Source organism: Candidatus Atribacteria bacterium, from assembly GCA_011056645.1.
Taxonomy (GTDB): Bacteria; Atribacterota; Phoenicimicrobiia; order Phoenicimicrobiales; family Phoenicimicrobiaceae; genus Sediminicultor; species Sediminicultor quartus.
In genome coordinates, this window is the sequence record DSEL01000184.1 from 1 (window position 1) to 12,589 (window position 12,589).

The 12,589-nt window shown below is 39.6% G+C and carries 12 protein-coding genes and 1 tRNA gene; 9 read left to right on the forward strand and 4 right to left on the reverse strand.

Annotation, left to right across the window (positions count from 1 at the left end; genetic code table 11):
• Positions 1 to 339 precede the first annotated feature (339 nt).
• The 5 genes from ENO17_08170 to ENO17_08190 all read left to right on the forward strand — a co-directional run bounded on the left by ENO17_08170 (position 340) and on the right by ENO17_08190 (position 2,483).
• Positions 340 to 567, forward strand: coding sequence for a DUF1659 domain-containing protein (locus ENO17_08170; GenBank protein ID HER25007.1), 228 nt, complete (start codon positions 340 to 342; stop codon positions 565 to 567).
• A 201-nt stretch (positions 568 to 768) separates the two neighbouring features.
• The gene (locus ENO17_08175) at positions 769 to 1,041 is read left to right on the forward strand and encodes a DUF2922 domain-containing protein (protein ID HER25008.1); all 273 of its coding nucleotides are present in this window, start codon (positions 769 to 771) and stop codon (positions 1,039 to 1,041) included.
• A 169-nt stretch (positions 1,042 to 1,210) separates the two neighbouring features.
• The gene (locus ENO17_08180) at positions 1,211 to 1,591 is read left to right on the forward strand and encodes a hypothetical protein (GenBank protein ID HER25009.1); all 381 of its coding nucleotides are present in this window, start codon (positions 1,211 to 1,213) and stop codon (positions 1,589 to 1,591) included.
• Positions 1,592 to 1,757: 166 nt separating this feature from the next.
• Positions 1,758 to 2,132 carry a DUF882 domain-containing protein gene (locus ENO17_08185; protein ID HER25010.1) on the forward strand — a complete coding sequence of 125 codons (375 nt, stop codon included), beginning with the start codon at positions 1,758 to 1,760 and terminating at the stop codon, positions 2,130 to 2,132.
• 87 nt (positions 2,133 to 2,219) lie between these two features.
• Positions 2,220 to 2,483 (forward strand): hypothetical protein, encoded by a 264-nt coding sequence (locus ENO17_08190; protein HER25011.1) that lies wholly within the window; start codon positions 2,220 to 2,222, stop codon positions 2,481 to 2,483.
• Positions 2,484 to 2,656: 173 nt separating this feature from the next.
• On the opposite strand, the gene ENO17_08195 is transcribed toward ENO17_08190, so the two are convergent.
• The 4 genes from ENO17_08195 to ENO17_08210 all read right to left on the reverse strand — a co-directional run bounded on the left by ENO17_08195 (position 2,657) and on the right by ENO17_08210 (position 6,332).
• A tRNA-Ser gene (locus ENO17_08195) sits at positions 2,657 to 2,744 on the reverse strand.
• Between the two features lie 199 nt (positions 2,745 to 2,943).
• A complete protein-coding gene (locus tag ENO17_08200; GenBank protein ID HER25012.1) occupies positions 2,944 to 4,215 on the reverse strand; it encodes a serine--tRNA ligase in 1,272 nt (423 codons plus the stop codon).
• Between the two features lie 100 nt (positions 4,216 to 4,315).
• The gene (locus tag ENO17_08205; GenBank protein ID HER25013.1) at positions 4,316 to 5,776 is read right to left on the reverse strand and encodes an RtcB family protein; all 1,461 of its coding nucleotides are present in this window, start codon (positions 5,774 to 5,776) and stop codon (positions 4,316 to 4,318) included.
• A 130-nt stretch (positions 5,777 to 5,906) separates the two neighbouring features.
• On the reverse strand, positions 5,907 to 6,332 hold the full coding sequence (locus ENO17_08210; GenBank protein HER25014.1) for an archease: 426 nt from the start codon (positions 6,330 to 6,332) through the stop codon (positions 5,907 to 5,909).
• A gap of 548 nt (positions 6,333 to 6,880) precedes the next feature.
• Between ENO17_08210 and ENO17_08215 the strand changes: the two genes are divergently transcribed.
• The 4 genes from ENO17_08215 (at position 6,881) to ENO17_08230 (ending at position 12,583) form a co-directional block, all read left to right on the forward strand.
• On the forward strand, positions 6,881 to 9,649 hold the full coding sequence (locus tag ENO17_08215; protein HER25015.1) for a hypothetical protein: 2,769 nt from the start codon (positions 6,881 to 6,883) through the stop codon (positions 9,647 to 9,649).
• Between the two features lie 15 nt (positions 9,650 to 9,664).
• On the forward strand, positions 9,665 to 10,477 hold the full coding sequence (locus ENO17_08220; GenBank protein HER25016.1) for an outer membrane lipoprotein-sorting protein: 813 nt from the start codon (positions 9,665 to 9,667) through the stop codon (positions 10,475 to 10,477).
• A gap of 274 nt (positions 10,478 to 10,751) precedes the next feature.
• Entirely contained in the window at positions 10,752 to 11,996 is a 1,245-nt protein-coding gene (locus tag ENO17_08225; GenBank protein ID HER25017.1) for a hypothetical protein, read from the forward strand.
• A complete protein-coding gene (locus ENO17_08230; protein HER25018.1) occupies positions 11,996 to 12,583 on the forward strand; it encodes a TetR/AcrR family transcriptional regulator in 588 nt (195 codons plus the stop codon). Before ENO17_08225 ends, ENO17_08230 begins: the two co-directional genes overlap by 1 nt.
• Positions 12,584 to 12,589 lie beyond the last annotated feature (6 nt).

The following is a 12,589-nucleotide window of genomic DNA, read 5'->3' on the forward strand; positions in this document are numbered from 1 at the left end:
CCCTTACCCAACAGGCGATAAATTATATTAGAAAGAAAGGAATCAATAAATTAAAAATATTTTGAAATATTTTTAATTTCCTTTTGTAAAATCACCTCCTTTTTGCAATGTATTAGACAGAAAGCAAGTTAGTTGTTAGCCAGAAAAACGAGAAAGAAAAAGAGCAGGCTAATAACTATAAGCTAAAAACAGTAACCAGTGATGAGTAATGAGTGAAGTGCGAGAAAGGTAAAAATCAAAAAAGTAACTAGTCCTCAATTTATAATGACTTATTACTTATCACTTATCACGCTCATTGACCAATAGGTCAATGAGCTAAGAAAGGAGGTGAAAAAAATAATGGCCACAGTCATAACCGTTCCCCGTGACTCCAGCCTGCAGTTCAGATTAGTCGTAGGTACTAACCCGGATAATGGAGCTCCGATCATCCAGAGCAAGACCTTCGGCAGCATCAAAGCGGCTGCCTTAGAGCAAGACGTCTATGATGCAGCGACCGCTTTAGTGGGACTGCAGAAATACAGCGTAGATGAGATCAGATTAGGAAAAGAATCGCAACTTACGGAGTAGTCGTTAGTCTTTAACCAGAAAAGATCAGTAACCAAAATTAAAAATAGCTTAACTAATTTACCTTTTCCACAGGTTCCACAGGAAATGTAGGGGATTGATTCATCGAACCCGTCTTTGCGGGGCGGATGAATCCGCCCCCTACCTAATTGGCTAATCGGTGAATTGGTAAATTGGTTAATCGGAAAGGAGGTGAAAAAATAAATGCCAACCGAATTAGGAGAAGTAACCAGTTATAAGAGACTGTATATGCAGTTTAGAGATAGTGCGGCCAAGACCATCAATCTAACCTTGAATAACCCCAAGAATGTTGAGGAGGGAGACTATGCCGATTTTGCTGCCCAGGATGCTGCTATCCAGGGGGTAATGGATACCATCATCACCAAGAACATCTTCCATAATGACGGGAATGATTTGGTCGCCAAGGTCAATGCAAGGATCCTGGATTATAAGTCTACCGATGTAATGGATGTGTAACTCCTTGGTATAAGGGACAGGATTTCCTGTCTATCCAAAAGTAGGGGCTCGATTCATCGAGCCCGGTATTCCGGGGCGGATGAATCCGCCCCCTACTTAATCGGTCAATTGGTGAATCGGCCAATTGATCAATCAACTATCAACTAAAGATTGAAAGGAGTTTATGATCATGTTAGAAGCTATCTTAAGTAAATATCTATTGAATGCCCTATTATTATCTCTCGTCTCTATTTTCTATAGTTTCTTAAAGAATAAGGTAGGAGAGGACAGAGCCGCCACCATCAAAGAGGCTATTCTTTCCGCCATGCTCTGGGCAGAAGAAGAGTTGGGGATAGGGAATGGAAGTAAGAAATGGGAGATCGCCTGGCAGAAGTTGACCGAGATACTAGCAGATAAGAAGATCAGTTTAAGGAAGTCTGAAGAAAAGGCCGTGAAAACCATGATGAAGGCCAATATAGGAAAGATCAACCGAGAGTCTTATGACCTCCTGCTGAAGAAAAAATTAATCAAGGATAAAACCATAGTTCAGCAGTCACTGTTGGCTAAATAACCTATCGTAGAACGGGCGTCTCTCCTGTCTATTTAAGTTTAGGGGTTTGATTCATAAAACCCGTCTTTGCGGGGCGGATGAATCCGCCCCCTACCTAATTGGCTAATTGGTAAATCGGCCAATTGGCCAATCAATTAACGACGGAAAGGAGTTAGTTTCCATGCAGATGCTAAATGAGATCAATAACATTATTATCGCCCCCTACTTTCACCTATTCGAATTTGCCTGTCCCTGCTGCAGACGGGTGATGCTCCATCCCAAGCTGCTTACTAAATTAGGGGAATTAAGAGGGAGGGTGGCAAGGCCGGTTACTATTACCTCGGGCTATCGCTGTTTTATTCATAACCAAGAGGTAGGAGGGGTAGATAACAGCTACCACTGTATCGGACTGGCAGCAGATATCAAGGTAAGAGATATCAACCTAATCGAACTTTTAGAGATCTGCGAGAAGATAGACTTTGCCGGCATCGGATTCTACGAGAAGAGGCAGTTCATCCATCTGGATGTCCGCCCAACCAAGCGCACCCGCTGGCGGGAATAAATTAGTTGTTAGCATCACCCCTACCTTAATCCTCCTCCACCCCTCAAGAGGGAGGATATTGTAATTGGTAAAAAGGAGAATTGTTATATGGATATAAAAACTTTATTGGATATCATCGCTAATCAGGGATTCCCTATCGCCTTGTCGATACTACTCATCTTTCGCATCGATAAGTTTATGCAGGAAATCGTCATTGCCCAGAAAGAGGGATATCGGCAGATCCTGGATAATACCAAAGAGATACATAATACGATCACCAGTCTGAACCAGCAGAATCGTGAGCATTATTCTCTTCACTTTTCGGAGGTGCAGAAAGAACTCAACGGTATAAAGTTAAGATTAGGGAAATAAAAAAGATGGACTATAAAATTAAAACTCGCCCTACTTTACGCAAGGCGAGTTTTGGAGGTATTAAAATGAAAAAGCTATCTGTTTTGTTACTCGATAGTTTTCAAATTAGGGAAATTATATCATATTCTAAAATAATGTCAAGCTCTTTTAGTAAATTTTTTTAACATTTTTTTTGGCGGAGGGGGTGGGATTTGAACCCACGGATACTTGCGTATCGCCGGTTTTCAAGACCGGTGCATTCGGCCGCTCTGCCACCCCTCCGCTTCCTATTTATTTTTTACTAATAAAGGATAACACCTCTTATCTGGTTGGTCAAGAAAAACTTAGCAAGCATCAGGTTCAATGAATTAAATCCCTACATTAACATGAACAGTTGGGACGCCCTTCCTACTAACAACTATCAACTAATTTAATTGGTCAATCGGCGAATAGGTAAATTGGTCAATTATTTAATTATTTACTATCGAGTTATCTTTTCAACTCCTCCCATATAAGGACGAAGAACATCGGGAATAATTACGCTTCCGTCTTTTTGTTGATAGTTTTCCAAGATGGCAACCAGCGTCCTCCCCACCGCCAAACCAGAACCATTTAAAGTGTGGACAAAATTCACTTTCTCTTTTTCTTTTGAGCGATATCTTATCATCGCTCTCCTGGCTTGAAAATCTTCACAATTACTGCAAGAAGAAATCTCTCTATATCTTCCTTGAGCCGGCAACCACACTTCGACATCATAGGTCTTGGCTGCTGAAAAACCTATATCCCCGGTGCAAAGAACAATGACCCGATAGGGCAGCTCTAATCTTTTTAAGACTTCCTCGGCATTTTTAGTTAAAGACTCCAGCTCATGATAAGAATTTTCCGGCGTACATATTTTTACCAACTCCACTTTGTTAAATTGGTGCTGTCTGATCAAACCCCTTACATCTTTACCATAAGAACCGGCTTCTTTGCGAAAACAAGCCGTATAGGCGGTATAATAAAGAGGCAGGTCATCCTCATTTAAGATCTCCTGCCGATGAAGATTAGTTAAAGGTACTTCGGCAGTAGGCACCAGGTAAAGACCATTTTCACATTTAAATAGATCACTTTCAAACTTGGGCAGCTGTCCGGTGCCGGTCATCGTTTCGGAATTGACTAAAAAAGGAGGGAATATTTCTTGATACCCGTGTTCATTGGTATGAAGGTCGAGCATAAAATTAATAAGTGCTCTTTCCAATTTAGCCCCCATCCCTTTTAATACGGTAAAACGGGCGGAGGCTAAGGCTGCTCCTCTTTCAAAGTCGAGTATATTCAGGGCTTCCCCGATATCCCAATGGGCTAAAGGAGTAAAATCGTATTCCCGCGGCTTTCCCCATTTCCTTATCTCTATATTACTCTTTTCGTCCTCTCCCAATGGCACACTTTGATGAGGAATATTGGGGATTTCCAGTAATATTTTAGCCGTCTTTTCCTCTGTTTCTTTTATCCGGGCATCTAATTCTTTGATCTTTGCCGATACTTCTTTCATGGCTAAAATCTTTTCCTGCGCATCCTTCTTTTCTCTCTTTAATTTTCCGATCTCTTCACTGACCGTATTTCTTTGTTCTTTTAAGGCATCCGCTTCTAATAATAGCTTTCTCCTTTTCTCGTCCAGGTTTAATACTTCTTCTAAATCCATTTTTTCTTTTCTCTTCTTTAATGCTTCTTTTACTTTTTCCGGATTTGAACGGATAAGTTTTATATCTAACATTTTTTCTCCTTCTTTAATCATATTACTAATAATATAGCTATCGTGAGTAGCGTTTAGCGTATAGTGACAGGCGATACGCCTCTCCTACTAACGACTAATTTTATCCCTTAATAACTCCCAATGGCCGCATCCGCACCACTTTTCTGGATATCCCGGTCTGATGCATCACTTCCACCACTTCGTTTACATCTTTATAGGCATCGGACATCTCTTCGACTAGGGTTCCCCGGCTTTCCGCTTTTACAATGATCCCCTTTTCTCTTAATTCCTGCTGAATGTCTCTCCCCCGCGCTTCTTTTTTGGCTTTCATTCTACTCATGATCCTTCCTGCTCCATGACAGGTTGAACCAAAAGTCTCTTCCATGGCTTTTTCGGTCCCTACCAAGCAATAGGAGCAACGTCCCATATCCCCGGGAATTAATACCGGCTGCCCTATCTTCTCATATTTTTTCGGAATATCTGGATGAAACGGGGGGAAAGCCCGGGTAGCACCTTTCCGGTGCACGCACAACTTCATTTTCTTTCCCTCAACATGATGTTCTTCTATTTTGGCAATATTATGAGCTACGTCATAGATGAGCTTTAATCCTAATGTTTCCGGAGTGCTGCTAAAAACTTTGGCAAAAACTTCACGAGTCCAGTGCATGATACATTGACGATTAGCCCAGGCATAATTCGCCGCACCGGCCATAGCAGCATAATAGTTTTTTCCTTCCGGTGAAGATAGAGGTGCACAGGCCAATTGCCGGTCAGGGAGTTGTATTTTATATTTCTGTACAGCTTTTTGCATCGTAGTCAAATAATCGGTACAGACCTGATGCCCTAATCCCCGGGAGCCGCAATGAATCATGACGGTAATCTGGCCTTCTTCCAATCCCAATTCCCGGGCGATTTCCGGTTCATAAACCTGATCGATCACCTGAATCTCCAGGAAATGATTTCCCGAGCCAAGAGTGCCCAATTGAGGTTTCCCTCTTTCCAGGGCATGCTGGCTGACCAGATCGGAATTCGCCCCTTTCATGCACCCTTCTTCTTCGGTAAATAAGAGGTCATCTTCCCAACCAAAACCCCGCTCTATTGCCCACTTAGAACCTTTTCTTAATACATCTCTCATTTCATGAAAGCTTATTTTTATCTTTCCTTGTGAGCCGACACCGGAGGGTATCGCTCTAAATAGTTCATTCACCAGGAGTTCAACTTTCGGTTTTACTTCTTTTAAAGTTAAATTAGTCCTTACTAATCGCACGCCACAACTTATGTCAAAGCCCACTCCTCCGGGGGAGATGACTCCCTCATCATCGGAAGCAGTAGCCGCTACGCCGCCGATACAAAAACCATAGCCCCAGTGGATATCGGGCATGGCCAGTGAACGCCCCACAATCCCCGGAAGACAAGCTGTATTGGCGACTTGCTCCGGAGCCTGATCCTGGCGTATTTTTTCTAATAAATTTGAAGAGGCATAGATCAGTCCGGGGACTCTCATGCCGGCATTATAAGTTTTAGGAATTTCCCAGCGATACGCATCTATCCTGTTTAAAGGTCCGTCCCAAGATTCTTTCATATTAATCATCTCCTTTATATAGACGATTACATAGATTTAAGAATATACTTATAACAAATAAATCATAAATAATAATAAGGTTCTGCTTAAATAAATTTCTATTTTTATAAGAATGTGACCCGAGCTGTATTTAAATATCGAAAATGACCTGGGCTCTCCAGAGTCCGCTTTCCTCATCTTTTTTAATTTCCAAATGATGGTAAGTTGCGGCTTTTATCTCTCTTTTTATTTTATGGCCGAGTTGGTCAATAGTCCTTCCCTTAATTTCTGCCCTGATTTGATTTTGAGATAAATCTTTGATGGTAAACCTATTTAAGATCACCCATTTTGTATCACTTATATATAAAAGTTCGTTAAGCCAGGCGAAGAGCAGGCCTTCCGGATTATCCGCTTCCAGTTTTATTTTATCAGCAAAGTTTTCTTTTAAATTCCTGGTGTCTCCGGCAATAATTTCAAACATTCCCCTGGCAGCATTAATAAAAACTTCTTTTTCGGTTTTCCCGTAGGCTGCTATCCCGATATCTGCTGTATGCTCAAGGATCTCAAATTCTTTCATAGATATTTATTACCTTTTTCACCCCTACCCAAACCCTCTCCCCTCGAACGGGGAAGGCGGGGAAGGGTCTTAACTTGTTGAACTTTTCAAATAAACAAAAAAACTCTCATCGCTTAGTAATATCTACTACTAGGGACGAGAGTTTGATCACGTGGTGCCACCCTGATTCAATAGGAAATTTCCTATCCTTCATTGGCTTATGTTTTAACACATCTTGTAGATGCGTTTCCGGATATTTTAATTTCCCCGGAAATATTAAAAAAGGGCGGAATTCGATAAAGCCCATACTGATTCTCACCAGCCATCAGCTCTCTGGAAATAACCCTTATCTACTTTCCCTTTCAATTTTTTTCTTGTATGGTATTTTGTTACCAATATTATAGGTTTTAATCACTCTTTTTGTCAAGCTTTGTAAAAGAAGGTTTCGAGTATCGAGTTAAGAAAAATAAAAAGAGACAAAAAACTGTTTTCATCTTCTTGACATTCGACTGACCGGTCAGTTAAAATATTAATCGATTAATCATTTCGAGAGGAGCAAAGGCTACACCATGAAAAAAATTGCTGATCTGGTTATAAAATACGCCTGGCTAATAGTGATAATTACGCTTGTTATCACCATTTTGGCAGGTTCACAAATAAATCGGTTAAATATCGAAGATGATATTACCAAATATATGCCGGAGGATGACCCGGAAATTAAGTTTTATCGGGAGGTCGTGGATAAATTCGGCGGTTCACAAGCAGAAACGGCAGTAATCTCTCTGGAATACGATGGACTTTTTCAGGTAGAAAATCTTCGGAGCGTAAAAAACATTATTGATGAATTAGAGGGTATTCCCTATATACAATCCGTCACTTCTTTTTTAAATATGCCTGAAATTATCAGCACTGAATACGGATTAGAAGTCAAGGATCTGGTAGAGATCTTTCCGGAAAACAATGAAGAGGCCGGGAAGCTTAAAGATCGGCTTCTAAACAATAATATGGTGAAGGGCAAATTTATATCTGCAGACGGCAATGTCACCCTATTAATCATAGCATTAAAAGAAGGTTATTCGGCAACAGGAAGCGAGCTAAAAAATAGTTTAATCAAGGTCATTGAACCTATAAAAGGAAAGGCTACAAAAATATATTACTCCGGCCTGCCCTTAATGAGCGCAGAAATATCCCAGAGTTCCCGGAGTACTATGAGTTTAGCTATTGCCGCTATCCTTATCATGCTCTTTGTCCTTTTCTTCTGCTTTCGAAGTGTTCGGGGAGTCGTACTACCCCTTTTTGTCGCTTTATTGTCTTCGGTGTGGGTTTTGGGATTAATCGCTTCTACCGGTAGAAATGTCACCATGGTAGCTGCCATCCTGCCGGTTATCATGATATCTTTGGCCACTGCTTATGGGATACATTTTGTCAGCCGTTATTATGAAGATAGATACCGCTTTGAACCGCTAACAGCAGTTAAATTGGCTTTTCGACATACTTTTTTACCTATAATGATGAGTGCTTTGACCACGATGGCTGGTTTTTTATCTCTTTCCGCTGCCATCGTAAGGCCGATTACCGAATTTGGTATTTTTTCTACCCTGGGAATATTTTTTGCCTTTATACTGGCAACTTTCTTCCTGGGTGCTTTTTATAGACTTTTTCCTCCTCCCAAAATACATAAAAAATTCTCTTCTGATTCTAACGATCTGATCAATAAATTATTGAACCTTATTTTTTATCTGGTTTCAGAAAAAAAGAAGACGGTTATCGTGATTTTATTAGTGGTGGTTTTAGCAGGAATCGGCTTTGCTACCCGGATCATACCCGATTCTTCCATGGAATCAAGATTGGGAGAAAAGAACCAAGTGGTAAAAACCTTGAATTATTTTAAAGAGAAATTTGGCGGGGTCGATACCCTTTATATTTACACGGAAGCTGATAATGTCAAGAACCCTTACGTCCTAAGACAGATAAAAAAAATTGAGGATTACTCGGAACGGCTCCCTTCACTAACGGAACCATCTTCGATCAGCGATTTTTTAATCGACCTTAATGATGCCATGGAAAATAAAAAGATCATCCCTGCCAATTTGGGAAAGATCGATAATCTCTGGTTTTTTGCCCAGAATAATGAATACCTTACTTCTATGGTGGGAGATGGGGATAAAGAAACGCTGGTATCCCTTAAGGCAAAAGAAATGACTTCTGATGCCCTTGATCTATCCATTGCTAAAATACGGGCATTTATAGAAACCATTCCCAAAAATGTAAAAGAGGTCGATCTTCAATCATTAGAAAAAGAAGAAGTCAAAAAATATTTCCCTTATATTGCAGAGGAAATTATTTCTTCCCTTCAGGCTAAAGGCATACAGATAAAAGATGTTGACGGTTTCAAGAACGAACTGATTCAATTGGCTGCTCAACCAAATAGTGAATTTGAAAGAAAAGACCCGGCATTTATTGCTGAAATATTGTCTCTTTCTACTTTAGAAATTGAAGATTTAGGATTGACCAAGGAAGAGATTGCACCTTTACTTTCATCTTATATCCAAGATGAGCAAAGCGCAGACCTCTTTATAGATGAACTGATGAGTCAAATAGGCTTATCAGAAGATGATGCTCTTTATTTACAAGAAATATTGGAAGTTTCTCGGGATATGGCACAGGAAAGAGAAAAAGTAAAAGAGGCACAAATAAGAGCAGAAAAATATTTAGATGCGCCCCTAACCGATGAGGAAAAGGATATCTTGTGGTATTTGAATGATAAAGTGGTTTTTGTACCTGATGATCATGAAGCTTCCAAACTCTCTTTTCGGCTGAGCGGAACACCGGTCATTATGGATCGGGTGAACCGCAGTGTGTTCAGGGGACAGATCAGGAGTATCATCCTGGCCTTTTTGCTGGTGTTTACCATGTTGGTCATTCAATTTAAATCGGTTAAAATCGGATTATTTTCTATGGCCCCTCTTGTTTTAACTATTATCACTACTGGTGGTGCTATGGGCTTCTTTAATATACCCTTGAATTTTTCTACCATGATGGTAGCAAGTATCGCCATAGGAGCAGGGATAGATTATACCATTCACTTTATTTCCCGCTATAAAAATGAAATAAAGCACAAGGATGCAAGAGAGGCACTAAAAATTACTCTGACCGGAACCGGAAGAGCGATCCTCTTTAATTCCATTTCTATTGCAGCCGGGGTTCTTGTACTCAGCTTTTCCAACATTAAGATGATGGCCTCTTTCGGCCAATTGATCGGAAGTGTTATGCTGGTAAGTGTTATATATACTCTATTGCTTCTTCCTATATTGTTGGCTAAAATCGATTTTAAATAAAAAGGAGTGAAAATAGTGAAAATAGTGAAAATAAGAAAATATGGTTTGTTGGTGATTACTGTTTGCTTGCTTGTTTTTGCGTTAAGTATGGTATCTGTGTCCTATGCAGAAGGAGCGGAGGCAGCCCTTAGCCTTAGCGCGGATGAAATTATAGATAAAGTGGAAGAGTACTCCCCTGATTATACTAATCAAAAAACTCTTTCCGAAATGATTCTCCTTGACCAGAAGGGAAATGAAGAAGTCAGAGAGATGGTGATGTTTTCTCAAGAAGGGGAAGAGGGAAAAAGCAGTATACTTGTTAGGTTTCTCTCTCCTAAATCGGCAAAAGGAGTTACGCTTCTAAATATCAATGATGGAGAAAGAATAGAGTTATATATGCCTGCCTTTGGCAAACCCAGGCGAATCGCCGGGGCTATAAAGGGCGAGGAATTTATGGGTACCGGCCTTTCCTATGAAGATATGAGTTTTGATTATAAAGATAAAGACTATGAAAAAACACTTTTGGAAGAAACAGAAGGAGAATACATTGTAGAAGTTTTACCGAGTGGAGAAGATGTGTCTTATGAAAAAATCATTATTCATGTAGATAAAGAAAAGTTTTATGCCAGAAAAGTAGAATTTTACAAAACAAGTAATGAGTTAACCAAAACCTTGACCATCAATAAAATACAAATTGACGATAAAGGTAAGATCACGCCGATGGAGATAGAATTTACAGATATAGCAGAAGGAAATAAAACCAAAATAGTCATCAAAGAAATAGAGTACGATGTCGAATTGTCATCCGATTTCTTTAGTATCAGGACCCTGTCAAAGCCGACACTTTGAGTCAGTTGTTAGTGAATAGTATTTGGCAAATATAGTAACAAGTAATGTGTAATGAGTAAAAAAGAAAAATTCAGGAAATGGAATAAAATAGTATTACCTATTGAGTATTGCGTTAGGGAAATAGTTGCCAAGGTCAAAAATCGTATCTTGTAAAAAAGATAGAATTTAGAAGTTAGGAGTAGGGGTTCGATTCATCGCACCCGCCGCTGTGCTATACTCTATAATATACCCGATATTCAATACGATTAAATAAGATTAAATAAGAGGAGGAAATATGATTCAACAAAATAGGATTTTTTTAACAATTTTAATCATTTTGTTGCTTTCTACTTCTGTATTAGCCGGAAGTTTTTCCGGTACTTTAACTTATTCCGGGCAATATAATTTTGCCCAAGATGAGCTGTCAAATACTCTAAATTTGGACCTTGACTATATTCATAGCCTCACCGACGATATCTTTGTAGAGGGAGATCTGCTCATTAGATATTCTGACAGTTCTTCTACCAATCCTCTGATGATTGTACCCAAGGAACTGTATATTGGCACTTATGACCTTATTATTCCTAATTTAGATTTAAACGCAGGCAGGCTGATTGTAAGCTGGGGTTCATCGGATATGTTTAGCCCTTTGGATAACTTTAATCCTTCGCCTCCCGGGATATCTTTTGCGGATAGATCCTCCAGAAAGAGCGGAGTCTGGGCGGTTGATGCAACTTATTATCTCAATGATATCACCTATCTGCAGGGACTATATCTTCCTCATTTTACTCCCTCATTCATGCCTGCAGGGTATGAAGAACAATTATATCTTTCCATGTTTTCTCCGGGATTTCAGGCACAGGGAATAGAAATAGATTCTATTAATTTAGACCGTAGTCTTCCCAAAAAACCAGCATGGGGAGTGAAACTGGGAAGAAGTTTTTCTACTTTTGATGCAGCGATCAGTTATTATAACGGATATTATCCCTTTGCTTATCCTGCGTCGGTAGAGCTCACTCCCGGAACTTCCGGGACATCTTTGAATTTAGGGTTGGAGTATCCCAAGAGAGATATCTTTGGATTTGAATTCCAGGGAGATTTCCCGGGGATTGAAGGGGCTACTTTAAGAGGGGATTTAGCCTATATCATCCCACAACCCTGGCAAGTACAGGGTGAAGATATGCTAAAAGATCCTTACCTGAAAGCAATAATTGGTGCGGATTATACTACTTCTTTTGACCTCTACCTGAATGTAGCTTTTATTTGGGGATTTATCCTTGAAGAAGGAAAGCAATGTTCCCCTTATATTTTACTAAATGCCGAAAAAGACTTGAAAGATTCCAAGCTCACTCCGAATTATGTAGGAGTAATAAACCTTCAAGACGGAAGCATGATAAATTCTCTCGGTGCCAGTTATGATTTCACCGATGATTTTTCAATGACCCTCTCTTACGTTAAGATTTTTGGGGACCAGGATTCAAAGCTGGGGCAGGTAAAAAGCGCAGAGGGATTATATGTCTCAGCAGAGTGGTGTTTCTAATGGATAGTGAAAAGATGAACAAAAAAGAAAAAATTTTAGAGGCTGCCCGGGATACGTTTTTTAGCAAGAGCTTCTACGAAGCCACCATGGATGATATCGCTCAGCTTTCCGGAATAAAAAAATCTACTATCTATTACTATTTTCCTTCTAAAATAGATTTGGCTTCAGAGCTTTTGGAGCAACATATAAAAAATATTTTTGAAAAGACCAGCGAAATAATTGATACCACCCATAATATTAAACTACGGATTAAAATGATCATAGACTTTTATCTAAAACTTTTAGCAGAAAATTCCAAAATATTTATTATTCTGGAAAGAATTGCTTATGATTTTATGCAAAAAGACCACAGCAAAAAAAAGATAAATAAGCTCTTCGAAAAGTTAAGAGACAAACAGAAGAAATTGAGTGACCTCTTTGGAGACATCATCTTATCTTCCGGTAAAAAAGTAAGCGGAGATCTATTTTTATATTCCCTGGTTGCTGCCCTGGGAAGAGTTATTTTTGAAAATGTGTCTCAAGGAAGAACTCCCAAGAAAGAGGATCTCCTGGCTATCGGCGATATTTTCATCGCCTCAGTAAATTGATACAGA